Source organism: Methanocellales archaeon (genome assembly GCA_028715985.1).
Classification (GTDB): domain Archaea; phylum Halobacteriota; class UBA148; order UBA148; family UBA148; genus UBA148.
In genome coordinates this window covers 1-15,903 of sequence record JAQUQR010000008.1, presented here as the reverse complement: position 1 = coordinate 15,903, position 15,903 = coordinate 1, and the positions used below count along the sequence as shown (strand labels likewise).

Below are 15,903 nucleotides of genomic sequence, written 5' to 3'. Positions count from 1 at the left end.
CAGGAATCCAGTCGTTATAGGTGACACCATTTGCATCGGTGAACGGTGTGCAGGTGATCGTTCCACCTGTCACTGCCTTACTGGTTGCATGTATTATCTGCGGATAGGAGCCTGTCCTGATCGTGTAGTTGTAGGTTTCGCCTGCCCTTAATATAAAAGGTTCGTCAAAGGTTATGTTGTGATAGTCTCCGGTATCTTAGTCTCCGGTATCTATGAGAGACATGGACATTATATGACGGTGTGAGGGTGTCGTTGTGCATGCCAGCGATGGATAGGTATAGGTTGGATGATGGGTGGTGCACTGATATCAAAAATATAAATCAAGGAAGGTGTAGGCTCGGAAGTTTCAATACTCCAATTATATCCCGCCTCTCCAAAAATAAACCAAGCAGTAATATCGGCTTCTTTTTAGCGCACTTCTCAACCCTTCAAGATACAGAGTGGCTTTTCCCCCGTTACTTTCTTTTTTTATCAACTATGTACAACATTCCCCTGATATATCATCTGTATCCTTTACCAGGGATAGTTCGGATCTGCGGCACGGTTCTTCACCTTCGTCGCATCGAGCACGTTTATGATGCCGTCGCTGTTGACATCTGCGGCCCATTCGTTATCCAGGGGATAGGAGGGGTTCCCGGCACGGTTCTTCACCTTGGTTGCAGCGAGCACGTTCACCACGCCATCGTTGTTCACGTCGCCACAGAGGCCCTGAGATGGTGAGATTTCAACATCCATAGTTTTCAACATACTATCTATTGCACCATCGTCATCCGCTACCGTCAGGTTTACCGTGTAGGTACCACTCTCGGCATATTGATGCGTTGGGTTTTGCAGCGTAGAATAATTACCATCATCGAAGTCCCAGAACCATTCTCCTATCCAGCCATCAGAATCTGTTGATGTGTCAGTGAACTGGATTGTGTCAGCAGTAGTTGGAAAAGTGGGGGAGTATGTGAAGGATGCATTTGGTGGTACATTAACAACCGCTTCTATCTTGACCGTGTACACAGAACTGTAACCCATATTACCAGCCATATCGTTTATTTTGAACTTTATCTTGTTTTTTGTTTCAGAGTCCTGATTGAATGGCACAGAAGTTGCGGTTATTGTTTCGTAATCCGTGGTATAATCACTTCCTGTGCAGCTTGTAGAAACCCATCCGATCCACGTAGAACCTCCATCGGTTGAGTATTTGTAATACGCTGTTGATACATCCAGTCCTGAGTCATCGTCCTCTACTTCTACCATACAGTCCGGCGTTCGGTCATTCGTCCAATCGGAAGGATTGAAGTCTTGCCAACCACCTGGGTCCGTGTTATCAACACCAAAAGAGTAATCACAGAAGTCCCATCCAGACTCTTCTCCCAAATTGTCCCGTGCTTTTGCTATGACCCAAACCGTAGAGTTTGTTAGGGTGCCAGTATCCCAATCAATGCTCCAGCCGCCAGAAGAAGAGATATCTGCTCCAATATTATGCCACGTCCAATCATAATACTCGAATTCTACCTGAGAGATGGTCCCATCTATATATCCGCCTGTGTCGTCTGATGCTGAAGCAGACACCGTTATTGTTTCCGAATACCACCCTCCGCCGCTAGGTGAAATTATTGTGCACGAAGGCGGATTATTATAATCTATTGTGTTCTGAAATATCGCAGCATTGGCATTTGGAACATCATGGCCTCGATCTCTCCATGCGGTATAAAACTCGGCAAAATTATCATCGGTCTGATGATATACGACATCCCAGATGTTAAGAAATCCATCTGTAAATGTGTCATAGCCATCATCTACAGAATCGAATATATCATAAAGAACTCCAGCTACTCTGCCCTCAACGCCATCGCCATCATCCCAACCAGGACTGCCCCAAGTTTGTGTCTCTAAGTTCTCATAATTTCCATCCCCCCACTCGAAATTAGGTTCAACCTGAACAGATATGGGAAAGAAATTAGCCCAGCCTTCTATCCATGCAAAATTTGGCTCCGAAACAAAATTGATGAAGTGTCGTGGGCCAGAGTAATTTGTACTGGGCCAATATAGGTTATACACCATGTGCATTATAAAGTGCCCATATTCATGTTGAACAGCATCAAGAGCCTTTGTGTGGTTCTCATCCTTAATGCGTATCTCGTGTGACCCCCATACATCATAATACGTGTCATCTGCGGGAAAACGAACTGTGACTTCTGGTGGTGTATATCCAGGACCTTCGTTTACCAAAAAGTCCCACGCACCTCGGTCGTAGGCATCGTTCGCAATCGTTTCATAAATTCGCCATGCACTCCTGTAGTCCAGGGCATCAAAAATTATCCAATCTCCAATGTCGCACGTTGTGTCAGAAGGCAATGGATACCACAACTGCGTAGTATAACTTGAAAACTCACTGCTATCTTCTTTTATCACATGACAAGCACTACTACTTGGAAGTGTTTGAACATAGAAACCGGTAGCACCTGGATTTGTTACTGTTATGCTGAATCTTCCATCGGTTCCTGTAAGCTCACCACCCAAGAAATTGTTATTACCATCCCATATCCAGACTTGTCCCCAAACAAGCGGAACTTCTACATCCGCTCTCATACCTCCTGTAAATGTGTTTTCACTAATCCAACACCACCACTGACCCGTTATTGTCAGCTCTCCAGGAACTTCAGCCTCCAACTCAATGTCATCCACATAAGCACCTTCGTATGTAACACTGGAGTCTGAGTAAAAAAGAAATCCTATGTTGAATTGAGAAGTTAGATACTCTGCAGGAACACTTATACTATGATACCCCCACCTGCCGCCGTCACCATCAAATTCATCGCCTATCTCATCCCAATTACTGCCTCCATCTCCCGTTACAATTACACGAAGATAATCGTAACCATTTTCGGTTTTATACCATGTATAATACGATAGAGTGGCTGAACTCCAATCACTTGCGTCAATGGAAAAATTTCTGATCATAAAAGCGTACATGTTGTTATCATATTCATGATTAGCTCCAGTATCGCCGATGTCAGCGCAGTAACCGCTCCAGCTTCCTCCGTAACTCCTATAAGAAGTATCGTCCCAATAATCTGTCCCACTATCTGGATTTGAATCACCAACCGCCCAGTTATCACCCGGGAACGCCCCCTCGAAATCTTCAGAGAAAATCGCAATTGTACTACGTGCACCTGTGGTAGCGTTTTGTCGAACGTCAATAAGGTCGTTTGATTGTGTCTTTACTGCGCTGAGGTTGATTGTCTCATTTTTTAGTCTTTTTGTTTCTGAGTAAGCAAATGTGGATTCTGTAGGTGCCACTGGTGGTTTGACTGTCTTGTTTAGCTCTTTTTTGTATCCAGGTGGTGGAGTAACAGCCACAGGTGTAATGACTTTCTTAGTTACGTTGAAGTCTACAAATGGTGGAAATTCAGGGGTAACATTCACCCGAGGCTCTACAATAACTGGTCCAGGTGGCAGTGGAGGTATCTCTATAAACGGAGTTTCGCTTATCCAAGCAGTATCTTCACGCACAGCTATGTAAACACGATCTACGCTGCCCCAATCATGACAAAGTGTGCCATTTTCGGTAACCACATAATGCTCAGCGGCTGCTGTGACGGTCCAATTACCAGTTTTAACAGCTTTCACCGTAACGCTGCCTCCTCCATCTTTCCATGTGAGATTTCCGCTGACCAACTCGAATCCTTCTGGTAATTCGATTTCAGTCGTGGTGTTTGTGGACTCGATAAGCATCTCACACGTCAATTCTGCTGTCTGATTCAAAGCGGGTGCGTTGGAGATGGATAAATTTATTTTTTGAGAGAACAATGGCATAGATGGCGGTTTTACTGGTTCAGGCGTAATGATGTTCTCTGAGGGGGGTTCTACAGATGGTAATGGTGGAGTAACATTCAATTGACGTGCTGGAGCTGGGCCTTCGGTTGTGAATAATGTTTCACTTATCCAAGCGGTATTTTCCCGTACAGCGACATAAACATAATCCGAACCTCCTCGTCGCGCGGATTGTATACCTTCTGTATTGAATACATCATACCAAGCGATTGCGTTAATTGTCCAATTTCCAATTTCAACAGATTTTACTACAGCACTGAGCTCTACTTTACCTTCGGGATATTCATATTCTTCAAGCAAACGAGCATATTCTGGATCAGATCTATTCGGGCGTGGATGTTTAAGTTTCTCCTCTTCTGGCACAATAATGTCTCCAGCCCAATTGAGGTTGCCATCCACTAAAATCAGTCCTTCTGGCAATTTGATTTGAGCCGTCACATTAGATGCATCATAAACAAATGTTATTATTGTACATCTTAATTCAGCCGTCTCATTCAACGCAGGTGCGTTGGAGATAGATAGGATCACCTCCAGTCCCGCAGATGGCACTGATGATTGTGTTCTAGTCGATGTAGAGGTAGGCGTTGGACTCGGCGTTGGGGGCAATGTCGGTGGAGGCGTTGGGGGTAATGTCGGTGTAGGCGTTGGACTCGGCGTTGGGGATAATGTCGGACTTGGCATTACCGTTTCATTATTCGGTAACTCCTCAACGCATCCTGCTACTAATACCACAGCGATCAACAACCCAAAAATCCCTCCAACAATCGCCCCTATTTTTGTCCATTTTTTCATCGGAATCGCCATAATTTTATTTAATTTTTTAAGTTTTGTATTCTCTTTTTTATTTTGACTATAAAGAGCCATGATTCTATTTTTTTCTTCCCTCTACACATTATTGATGCCCGCTACCCATGTGAAGTAGTCTGCTTGAAATTCTTGGGGGATTGAAGGCTCCTCAAGGTCCACCGTGCCAGTACCACCGCATATTGAACATGGACCTGTTTCTACATACATATTGAACATGGACCTGTTTCTATATAACTATGCCGACTCCTCCGCATGTGACACGATCTATCTTGCCGGTACCACCACATATTGAACAAACAGTAGGTTCTATCGAATATCCGTCTCCACCACAAACTCCGCGCTTCCAGGAGTTTTCCCTTCAATAGTTTGTTCCACAGAGAGGGTAACCAGAGCATAGATATTGCCTTCGACCTCTTGGTAGCAGGTAATATCAGTGACCTCGCCGACTAAGAGGGGGTCAGCCTTCCTTAACTGTTAGCTCATCAAGGCTTAACTGCTCTACCAGTGTCGAAGCGCTTCCTACCACTGTTAACAGTAAACCTATTACCACCTATGCCCAAATGCGCAATGGACCTAATTTCCAACGCCTCTCCTAGCTACTTTGCCATTATATTCTTAATCTGATCAATAAATTCAGTCTGCGACGTATTGCCACTGACCATGTTACCACCATAAATGCTGAACTTTCCTTGGAAGCCACCAACAACAGAAAAGGTATCAACATCTTCTTGATGAAGGAAAACTAACACCCTTTCTGATACTCGGAAGCTTGGAGTATCTTCCACCAATTCTTTAGCTCCCTCTAATTCTCCTCCTGGAACGGTAATAGTAATCCTTTGTCCCAAATTTCCCTTGATGCTCTGTTCAATAGAAATGCTCACTAGGATATGAATGCTCTTGTCCTCAGTATCCCGTTGGGTGACAATATTGGTGACTGTTCCCACTAAAATAAAATCCGCTTTAGCAGTGAGTTGCTCTAAGGTTAGCTTTTCAACCAAGCCTGCACCCACCACCGTTACTGTAGTAGGAGCTGATGTTGGTATAGGGCCAACTTCAGCCCTTGGAGTGGGTGTCGAAGTCGGTGTAAACTCATTTTCAACGCACCCTGAAAAAGCACAGGTAACCAACGCCAAAAAAAGCACAATGGTCACTGCCTTTTTCATTTTAATTGACCTCTCCCCAATAATCCCCATCGTCCCAACCCTTTTAAATATGTTGCTTCTCTTGAGATTTCTGTTAAAAATGTGGTAGGTGAGAGGTCTTAATTGTTAGACCACTATCTTAACGCCCCTATGATCTCTAACTATTTTCGACTCCCTATTCTTGGAAAGACCTTGAAACTCCATAAAAAATTCCAAACAAGCCCATAGCCAAGGCTACCTACTTCTAATTATACATACAATCCCCTTGAAAGGTAACCTCTCACACCTTCGGCAGATTAGCCAAAGACTCCTTTATCTTTTCGTCAGGGTAAGCATAGTCCACTAACTTGCCGGCAAGGTAAGCGTCATAGGCTGCCAAATCGAAGTGCCCGTGCCCGGAATTGGCGAAGAAAATCGTCTTCTCCTCCCCGGTTTTCTTACACCTCAACGCTTCGTCTATGGTGGCTTTTACGCAATGGGCGGTCTCAGGTGCCACTACGAAACCCTCGTTCCTTGCAAACGTTAATGCAGCCTCGAACACCTCATTTTGGTTATAGGCAACAGCACCCATGACATTCTCCTTGACGAGTTTACATAAAAGAGGGGCATCTCCGTGATACCTTAAGCCGCCGGCATGTATCGGCGCTGGAACAAAATCGTGTCCCAGGGTATACATCTTTAAAAGCGGCGTGAGCTTCGCTGTATCCCCGAAATCATAGGCATAAGGTCCTCTCGTTAATGTGGGACATGCAGTAGGCTCACAGGCCACCACCTCCAACCCAGGTTTCTTGCCCGCTAGCTTGTCACCGACAAAGGGGAAGCAGGCTCCAGAAAAATTGCTTCCGCCACCGACGCATCCGAACATGACATCTGGATAATCCTCTGCTATTTCAAACTGCTTTTTCGTCTCCAGACCTACGACGGTTTGGTGCAACATAACATGGTTAAGCACGCTTCCCAGCGCATATTTGGTGTTATCATGGGTTGCGGCATCCTCTACGGCCTCGCTTATGGCTATGCCCAGGCTGCCAGTCGTATTCGGATCTTTTTTCAGTATTTCCCTTCCCGAATTCGTCCTCTGGGTCGGACTTGAAAAAACCTCGGCACCCCATGTTTCCATCAGTATTCGGCGATAGGGCTTTTGTTCATAGCTTGCCTTTACCATGTAGACCGTGCAATCCAGGCCAAAGAGACAGGTCCCAAAAGCCAATGCAGAGCCCCATTGACCCGCCCCGGTCTCGGTTGCAATTCTCTCGACGCCTTCCTTCATATTATAATAGGCTTGAGCGACAGCAGTATTCGGCTTATGGCTTCCAGGGGGGCTGACCCCCTCCCATTTATAATATATCTTGGCTGGCGTTTTCAGGGCTTTCTCTAAGCGCACGGCCCGATATAACGGCGTAGGTCTCCATAAGCGATAGATCTCCCTGACCTCCTCAGGAATGGGAATCCATCTCGCTGTGCTGACCTCTTGCTTGATCAACTCCATGGGGAAAATTGGTGCCAAATCCTCTGGACCAATCGGTTCGCCTGTTCCGGGATTCAACACAGGATCCAACGGCGTTGGGAGGTCTGCTTGGATATTGTACCATTTCCTTGGTATCTCGTTTTCATCCAACAGGATCTTTGTAGCTTCCATCAAATTCACCTCTCCGTTCTCAGTTTGATTTCTATTTAAAGGTTTTTAACATTGTACTATAATGCATGAAAATAAACATATGGAGCGCTTTAAAGACCGAAATGCTTTTTGCTCCCAAGCAGAGTTGTGAGATGATGAAAGGTCGATTGATAACTTTTGAGGGTATCGACGGTTCTGGTAAAAGCACCCTATCCAAGCGTGTTGCAGGACTCCTAAGAAAAGATCATGACATCATTTTCACGAAAGAGCCGACCACAACATGGGTGGGGGAAATGGTCCGCAAATCGATAGATTCTGATACTGATTCCTTAGTGGAGCTATTTCTTTTTGTCGCAGACCACGCAGAGCACGTTGCCATGATTAAAAAAGAATTGAGCCTGGGGAAGATCATCATTTCCGATCGTTACTCAGACAGCCAATATGCATATCAGGGCGCATTGCTCGCAGATCGCTTTGATGATCCGATTAGATGGATCAAACAGATTCATGATGGATGGACCCTAAAACCGGATCTAACGTTCTTGCTCTTAGCTGATCCTGCCATAGCACTGGCTCGCTGCAATCGCAAAAAGGCAAAATTCGAGAAAATCGAGTTCTTGAAGAAAGTGCAACACAACTATCTCAAATTGGCTGAGGAGGATCCCAAACGCTTCATAAAAATCGACGCAGAAAAAGAGTTGAGTGAAATGGAGAGAGAAGTCATGATCAAAATTACTAGTTACTTGGAGGGGGCAATGGGAAGATCCCCTAAATAGAAAAAGTCTACTGAGGATTTTTGCGCCGCAAAAAGGAATCCCCTAGGTCAAAGCAAATCATGGAAAGTATTTATTATTGAATCCGAGATGCCAAGCGCAGGCTCATGGAGAAATTTTTGGGATAATGTTCAGGGAGAAGAAATTCAACCGACTTTTGCAGCTATCTCTTTTTCTATGAGATCCAATGCCTTCTTTGCCTTTTCCTTATCATCCACTACCAGTATGACGACATCGTTTTCCTTGACACCAAATTCTGCTTCCACTGATTCCTTCTCAGCTCTTGATATTCCATAAGATGGGAGCTCATCTGTGGATATGTAACCCTTTACACCTGTTTGACTCTCAACTTTTTTCGCCAGACTCTCTGCATATACTTTGTCCTCAGCCAGAATGCCGGAAAAGTTTTCCACTTTCGTTCCCAAGACAACTCCACCCCTTCCCAAGACTGCACTGATAAGTCTGGAACCAGATTTTTCAAATATCTTGGTTACATCTTTCAACTTCATTCCTCCATACAGATATGGACTACCTAATTAAAAGCTTTGTAGTTTATGTTAGATTCTGATTTTTTTATAATTTTTTTATAATGATATCTATTCCATCATATCACAAGAATTAGTCTAAAGAAGCTTTAAAGAAGAGCAAAGAGAGATGCAAAACCCCCCACACATAAAACTTTTTCCATTATGATCAAGTTCACTGGTTCCAATCTAATCTGGTCAGTGCCAATTTAAGTAGTTTATAGCTCATCCAGAATCCTGTAAAAACAGCTCCTATTGCCAGTATGACATGCTACTCCTTCTTGCTCTACACCCAGGAGCAGGGCATCACCATCGCAGTCCACATAAATATCTTTCAGGATTTGGATGTTTCCACTGGTTTCGCCCTTCATCCACAACTTCTCCCTAGACCGGGACCAGTAGTGCACCTTCCCCTCAGCCAATGTCTTTATTACTGCCTCTTCGTTCATGAAAGCGACCATTAAAATATCCCCGAACAGCCAATCCCTGGCAACTGCGACAACCAGTCCAGGCTGCACTTTATAATCTAGCTTAGAAGCCAAAGCTTCAGCGACATCGATTGGATAAGAAATTGCCTTTTTGTTCAATGTACAGATTTTACTTTTTCCAACGGTCTCAAGCTCTGTAATGTCAAGGGCATTAAGTTGGATCATGTTCCTCCGGGTAGTTGTATATGTCTGACCCAGCGCCTTGGACATAGCCCTTATAGAGCGCTTTTCATTTTCACGCAGGAACTTTATGATCTCGATTTGACTATTATTCAATCTTTGAAACATGTTCAAAAGACTTTTTATGGCTTGGCTTATAAAGCTAACCATGTGCAACATATTAAGGGATCCCACGCTTTTTTGCAAAGGACTTCCATAGACCCCCATACCAAATTTTTTTTATCAAATAGTATCAACAGTAAAATGAAAAAACCGTATGCATGCCCTTCGCCAAAGGGAGACTCCAAACGTACTCAAAACGTTAGGCGAAATGTTAAAAAGGAAGTGTAAGCACACCACATGACATGCCTTATTTAATATGCCATAAACCATAAAGAAGGAAACATTATGAAAGAGAGTAAGATAGAGATAGATAGCGAAATTCACGAAACTATCACACCACCGCCATATCTGATTTCATACTCTATCACAAGAAAATGTAATCTCAAGTGCAAGCATTGTTACAGTGATGCTACCGAAGATTCAGCGCCTGATGAGCTTTCAACAGCAGATGCAAAAAGACTTTTAGATGACATTGTAAATTGGGGAATAAAGCTCTTGATCTTCGATGGCGGTGAACCCCTCTGTAGGAATGATTTTTGGGATATTGGTAGATATGCGTCCCTAAAGGGTTTAAGAGTTGTCATCGGCAGTAATGGCACACTGATCAACTTAGAGGTGGCTGAACGATTGAAATCTTCAGGCATCATGGCTGTGCAGATATCTATTGACGGTGCTAAAACTCAGACGCATGATTGGTTCCGTGGGGATGGGGGCTCTTTCAATAAAGCGCTGGAAGGCGCTAAGGCATGTAAAGCAGTGGGTTTGCCTTTTCAATTTGGCATGACCATCAGAAGAGGCACGTTGGATGAAATCCCGGATATGTTAAAATTGGCTGTGGATTCCGGGGCGACAGCCGCAGAATTCTTTGACTTGGTCCAGGTTCCAAGGGTCAAAAAGGAGATTCCTGAAGAGGTATTAGCACCAGACGAAAGAAAAGAAGTCATGGAATGGCTGGCAAAAGCGCAAAAAGATTGCCTCCTAATAATAAGGGTGCCAGGCTGTCCCATGTATACCATACTGCTGCAGGAGAAAGACATACGGCCCAAATATTTCCCAGTGGATTTGCTGAAAAGAATCCCATATTACGGGAGAGGATGCGCAGCAGGAATGCCCCATGGTTATCTTACAATCCTTCCCAATGGGGACGTGATACCCTGCATGCTTCTTCAGACAAAGCTTGGGAACATCAGAGAGGAAAGTATCACACAGATATGGAACAATTCCCCGGTTCTATTAAAGCTCAGAAATCGAAACTTATTGGAGGGGGAGTGCAGCCAATGCATCTACAGGGATAAATGCAGTGGTTGCCGTGGAAGATCTTATGAAGAAACTGGAGATATGCTGTCAACGGATCCCAGCTGCTGGTTCAGAAAGGAAGGATAAATAAATAAATAATATACCATATCACCTAAAGACGGACATACGGCTTAATCAACTTCGTTACATCACCCCGTTAGCCAACTTCACATACTGCCAAAACCTTGTAAGCAATCACGGAGGTGGGACGAGAAAAGGGGGAGATTCCAAGGACATCGAGGGCATTATGATCGTAAAAGAGGTTTATGCAAAAACCATCTTATCGAAATCAAAAGTTCTGGATTATGCTATTAATCCTTACATTGGCTGTGAGCATGGCTGCACTTACTGTTATGCGCGATTTATGAAAAAGTTCACAAGTCACAATGAAGAAGATTGGGGCGGGTTTGTTGATGTAAAAATTAATGCAACGGGTTTGCTGCAGCGTGAGGTAAAAAAGAAACGGGTTGGAAAGGTTTGGATAAGTGGGGTTTGCGATCCTTACCAACCACTTGAGAGAAAATATGAACTTACGAAAAGATGTCTCGAAATTTTATTAAAGAGAGGTTGGCCTGTCACCATCCAGACGAAATCCCCTCTTGTATTGCGTGATTCGGAATTGCTGAGGGAATTCGATGAGATCGAAGTGGGACTAACAATCACCACTGCTGACGAGAATATTAGAAAAATTTTTGAACCGAAGGCACCCCCGATTAAACAAAGAATTGAAACATTGGAGAAACTACATTCTGCGGGTATCAGAGTTTTCGCGATGATAGCGCCCATACTTCCAAAGGCGGAGGTACTCGTGGAGCAATTAAGTGAAAAAGTGGATTATGTGCTGATCGACAAAATGAACTACCATTATGCAGATCGGATATACAAGAGCAACGAGTTAGAATATGCGATGCATCACACCTTCTTTACCCAGAAGAAAGCTGAGCTATCTGAGGCTTTTAAAAAGGAGGGCATACCTTGTCAATTGCTATTTTGATGCGCTTGCATCTCAAGCAGAGATGCACTATCGTAGACTGCACAGAGTGAGCTATCAAGAATATTACCCTTAGGGTCCATCCCTATGACCCCCCAATCAATCAGATTCAACGTACATCAATTACATTATTTAGGGTCTATTCGTGTATTTGCGATGCAGATTTAGGTGTTTGTGATAGCATGGGTTAGATGTCGTGATGGTAATTGGCTGGATGTATCAGTAAATTTGCCTCCATCCACTGATAACTCACCGTTGTCTCCTTCAATATCTTTCCATCCGCTGCATACTTTATCACATGAACCTCTCTGGCTGCTTGAACAGGACAAGTGACCAATATCATATCAACAGAACAGCAAAACAGTGAAATCCCAAAAAGTGCTTGCCATTTCATTTTTAGTCCTCTCGTTTAATCAAATATGTGACCACCAGGAGCGCAACGATTGCGAAGGCTGCCTCAAAGCCCGGTATACGTGGTGTCGGTGTTGTGAGTGCTGGGGTTAGCACAGGCCTTACAGTAGCAGGAGCAGGTTGAGGTATGGGCGCCGGCGTTGGCGCAGGTGCAGGTGTAGATGGTGCTGTTGGGGCCGGAGTAAGTATTAGCGTAGGTGTTAGTGTAGGCGCTGGAGCTGGGGTTGGAACTGTTCCCTTTTTCTCACCGGTTATTCCAAAAACTGAAAGTCCAAGTGATTCTGCTTGGTAGTAGATATGTAAGTCACTTTCGCTGAGTCTCTCAGTCGGTAATGGGTGCCACACCCCATCATAGTATCTGTTCAGTTTAACCGTTAACTCATCGATGTTATTTTCGTCTATCCATGACTTCTCCACTTTGAACTGGATTTTCACAACATCAATATCCTCCTCCGTGATATTCCCATGATCAACGTATAGGTAACTGTATGATACCCCTCTTGGCGTATTGGGTAATTCCACTGGCTTCTCGATAAATTCCTGAACACTAAGTTCGGTATCGCTCACCTCGTTCTTGACTTTAATAGTAATCTCGGATATATCCGTTTGTTCAATTCCTAGCGTTACCTGTGCACCAGCCTGCATAGCTGCGATTTCTTTATGTGTTCCTTCAAGTATTGCTTCTGGCACAGGTGGCGGTATTGTTAAAGGTCCTAGTATTGTTACAGGTTCCAGCGTTGCCACAGGTGCTGGTGTTGCGGTAGGTTCTACGGTAGGTGTTGCGGTAGGTGTTGCGGTAGGTGTTGCAGTAGGTGTTGCAGTAGGTGTTGCGGTAGGTGTTGCGGTAGGTGTTGCAGTAGGTGTTGGTTTGGGGGACAAACCGCCGCCTCCACCAGGTTTTGATGTTGGAGCAGGGGTGGGTGTAGGTGTTGCTGTTGGTTCTGGTTCTGGTGTTGGGGTAGGTGTTGGCGTCGGGGTTGGAGCTGGTTCAACAGGCAGAGTAACATTGAACGTTCCATGGGTTATGGCGTAAGGGATATTTTTACCTTGAGGTTCTTTGAGTTCATTAATAGAGATGTTCAGAGGACTGGTGTTGCCCGAATCACCCACTGCCTTGAGTGTGAGGTTTGCCACAATTACAGAACCATTTAATCCCGGATTCTCCATTTGGAATGCCCCTATCCTGACGAAGCCCGAGGCGTTGTTGTCGCTATTCAGCATAACCATGTCGAAATCACTATCGTTTACGTCGGTTACGATGACCGTTGACGGATCGTAACTGAGATTTAAATCGATTACCCCGACATTTGTGGTATTTTCAAGCATGATATAGGTGAATGTGCTATTGTCGTGGTACGCACAAGCATCATTAATTATAACCCTGGTTGCCATTGCGGGCATGGCCAGTGCAGATGCAATAATAAAAATAAGCGTGGTTATCCTTGCAATTGTTTTGATTTTACACTGCATTTTATCTTCCCTATTGGTAAAAATAAATGAATGACCGTTTGCTATTTAGCCGTCGGTGCGATTTATTTTATTTTATCACTTGAGCTCTTCGAATCCTGATATGCCGAGCACATGCTTTGCGAGATACATGGCATCAGAAAGCGTTATTTCACCATCGCCATTGACGTCTGCAGCTACTTCAACGATGTTTTCGAATCCCTGGAGACCAATCACGTGCTTTGAGAGATACATTGCATCGTAGAGCGTTACCTCACCATCGCCATTGACATCGCCGTTCAAGAACACGAGATATGTTCCGTTTACCACGATATATGGTATATCGTTGCACTCCGGTGTGGCATCGGTAAGCTCGTTAACGGTCAGATTGAGCGCAGATGTGCCACTGGCACTGGTGCTCAGGAAGGCGAGGTGGGCAAGGACAATACTGCCCTCCAGCCCGGGATTCTCCATCTGAAGTGCACCGATACGTACCAGGCCCACTTCATTCTGCTCCAGGTTTGGAATGGTAAAGTCAAAATCACCATCCGTTACTTCGGTAATCACGCATACAGAAGGATCGTAGGTGATGGTTATGTCCACGGAACCGATGTTCGATGCGTTATCGATGCAAATCTGGGCATTTCCATTCCCTATGACAGTGCCGATGCTGATGGTGACTTCAGAAATTGAAATTACGTTCTGCTCTCCAGGCGTTGGTGCACCGAACTCGATGAAGTCCGCGGCATCGTTATCCGTGTCAACGCCATCTGGATACCTTCCCGTTGAATTACCTCCACCGGGTGCAGGTGCTTCATATGCTCCCGAGCCGTACGTAACCTCATCAATAATTTCACCACCATTTAATAGTGTAATGGTATCGCCATCTCGATTGAGCCTGCTACCAACTTCAACGACCAGATAGCTATCTATAGGAATACTGTCACTCGCACCAAACGAGTGCATCTCACTATCGCTGTCATTGATTGACCAGCCATCCAAGAGGATTTCACTCGTGCCTTTATTGTATAGCTCAATCCAATCACCTGAAGTGTTGTAAGAATTGAATTCATTTATCACTACTTCTGGTTCGGCTTCTGGTTCGGGTCCCGTGCAGGTATAGGTGCCGTTCGTGTATCTGTTCTCTATGGGATTGCCATCGGTGTCAGATACGGTGCACCAGGTTGGATCGAACAAGAGGTCCGAGGTGCTGTCTGCCAAACATTCACCGTGCAGCGTTAAGGTTGCCAGCTTGTAGGTGCCCGAGGAGATCGGGGCCATGGTCAGGTAATTGTTCTCCAGGACGCGAACCACGCCAGGAGCGTAGGGGTTGAACACATGCGAGCCGAAGGGGCTCGTGCTGAAGTCTGCTGAAGTGACGTTCACGCAGTTCGGATCGAAGTGAAGGTCAAACTGGTAGGCAAGGGCACCGTATGTCAAGCCTGTGTCATCATAGTCCACCCAGAGCTCTACCGGGGTGTCCTCACCGTAGTCACCCGTGCTATCCGAAGGGACGAGATAGGCGTCCCAGGGAATCCCAGCGGATTCTAGGGTAAATGAGCCGTTGATCACCGTTGCCGGGATGCTATTATAGCCGGTATTTTTTAACGTGGTGATATGAAGGTTTAGGGGAGTTGAGCTGCCAGCAGTGCCAACTGCGTTGAAGGTGACGTTTGCAAAAATGATGTCACCGCTCACCCCTGCTATGTTCCAGGCAGATATTCTGGCGATGCCTAGGGTATTGTCGATGTTCGAAGAGATCACCGTAGATGCCGGTCCATTCGCAACGCCCGTAACATGAACCACTGAGGGGTCATAGGTGATGTTTATGGTGCCGGTGCCGTAGGATTGCACATCGTTGAGGGTAACAGGGAGAGTAACGTAAGAGCCCGCTGATGTCGTTATCTCAGGTATGGAAACTGTTGTTGCCTGAGCAGCTGTAATTGTCAGTGAGCCCATGAGCATTAAGATCAGGAGCATTAGTCCGTAGGCTTTTCTTGTCGTTTGCATGTCTTTTTTCCTGTTATTTGTATATCTTCCTGTTATTTGCATATCTTTTTCCCCATCTAGCGACATTCCCCTGAGAATATCACCTTGTTCTGGTTTGGGCCGGTGCCGGCTACGTTATGGCGCCACTTCCGCTCCTACCGTGTACCTCGCTATGTAGAGTGCATCTGCCATGTCGACGCCGTCCCAGCTGCCTGCAGGCACGATGCCGGCCACGAATTCATCAGGTGCGACCTCCAGTCCCACCGTGTATCTGGCTATGTACAGCGCATCGCCCATGTCAACCACGT

General features: G+C 45.2%; 12 protein-coding genes. 3 read left to right on the top strand and 9 right to left on the bottom strand.

The features are described 5' to 3' along the window. Positions 1–513: 513 nt before the first annotated feature. The 4 genes from PHI74_06920 to PHI74_06905 all read right to left on the bottom strand — a co-directional run bounded on the left by PHI74_06920 (position 514) and on the right by PHI74_06905 (position 7,416). A complete protein-coding gene (locus tag PHI74_06920) occupies positions 514–4,620 on the bottom strand; it encodes a PKD domain-containing protein (protein MDD5485740.1) in 4,107 nt (1,368 codons plus the stop codon). Positions 4,621–4,713: 93 nt separating this feature from the next. Then, positions 4,714–4,842, bottom strand: a complete 129-nt coding sequence (locus PHI74_06915; protein ID MDD5485739.1) for a hypothetical protein — start codon at positions 4,840–4,842, stop codon at positions 4,714–4,716. A 389-nt stretch (positions 4,843–5,231) separates the two neighbouring features. Beyond that, positions 5,232–5,798, bottom strand: coding sequence for a hypothetical protein (locus PHI74_06910; protein ID MDD5485738.1), 567 nt, complete (start codon positions 5,796–5,798; stop codon positions 5,232–5,234). Positions 5,799–6,057: 259 nt separating this feature from the next. Continuing rightward, entirely contained in the window at positions 6,058–7,416 is a 1,359-nt protein-coding gene (locus PHI74_06905) for a TrpB-like pyridoxal phosphate-dependent enzyme (protein ID MDD5485737.1), read from the bottom strand. A gap of 65 nt (positions 7,417–7,481) precedes the next feature. Here PHI74_06905 and tmk point away from each other — a divergent pair, with 65 nt between their 5' ends. Further along, on the top strand, positions 7,482–8,171 hold the full coding sequence (gene tmk, locus PHI74_06900) for a dTMP kinase (GenBank protein ID MDD5485736.1): 690 nt from the start codon (positions 7,482–7,484) through the stop codon (positions 8,169–8,171). 143 nt (positions 8,172–8,314) lie between these two features. Here the strand turns inward: tmk and PHI74_06895 are convergent, their stop codons facing one another. Next, the gene (locus PHI74_06895; protein ID MDD5485735.1) at positions 8,315–8,677 is read right to left on the bottom strand and encodes a hypothetical protein; all 363 of its coding nucleotides are present in this window, start codon (positions 8,675–8,677) and stop codon (positions 8,315–8,317) included. Between the two features lie 233 nt (positions 8,678–8,910). Then, positions 8,911–9,468, bottom strand: a complete 558-nt coding sequence (hisI, locus tag PHI74_06890) for a phosphoribosyl-AMP cyclohydrolase (GenBank protein MDD5485734.1) — start codon at positions 9,466–9,468, stop codon at positions 8,911–8,913. Between the two features lie 279 nt (positions 9,469–9,747). Between hisI and PHI74_06885 the strand changes: the two genes are divergently transcribed. Together PHI74_06885 and PHI74_06880 are read left to right on the top strand one after the other, a co-directional pair. Next, complete coding sequence (locus PHI74_06885) at positions 9,748–10,845, top strand: radical SAM protein (GenBank protein MDD5485733.1); 1,098 nt, start codon at positions 9,748–9,750, stop codon at positions 10,843–10,845. A 160-nt stretch (positions 10,846–11,005) separates the two neighbouring features. Beyond that, positions 11,006–11,752, top strand: a complete 747-nt coding sequence (locus PHI74_06880) for a radical SAM protein (GenBank protein ID MDD5485732.1) — start codon at positions 11,006–11,008, stop codon at positions 11,750–11,752. Positions 11,753–11,936: 184 nt separating this feature from the next. On the opposite strand, the gene PHI74_06875 is transcribed toward PHI74_06880, so the two are convergent. From PHI74_06875 to PHI74_06865, 3 genes are all read right to left on the bottom strand, one after another. Then, positions 11,937–12,143 carry a hypothetical protein gene (locus PHI74_06875; GenBank protein MDD5485731.1) on the bottom strand — a complete coding sequence of 69 codons (207 nt, stop codon included), beginning with the start codon at positions 12,141–12,143 and terminating at the stop codon, positions 11,937–11,939. 2 nt (positions 12,144–12,145) lie between these two features. Beyond that, a complete protein-coding gene (locus tag PHI74_06870) occupies positions 12,146–13,630 on the bottom strand; it encodes a PGF-pre-PGF domain-containing protein (protein MDD5485730.1) in 1,485 nt (494 codons plus the stop codon). Positions 13,631–13,705: 75 nt separating this feature from the next. Continuing rightward, entirely contained in the window at positions 13,706–15,658 is a 1,953-nt protein-coding gene (locus PHI74_06865; GenBank protein ID MDD5485729.1) for a cohesin domain-containing protein, read from the bottom strand. Positions 15,659–15,903 lie beyond the last annotated feature (245 nt).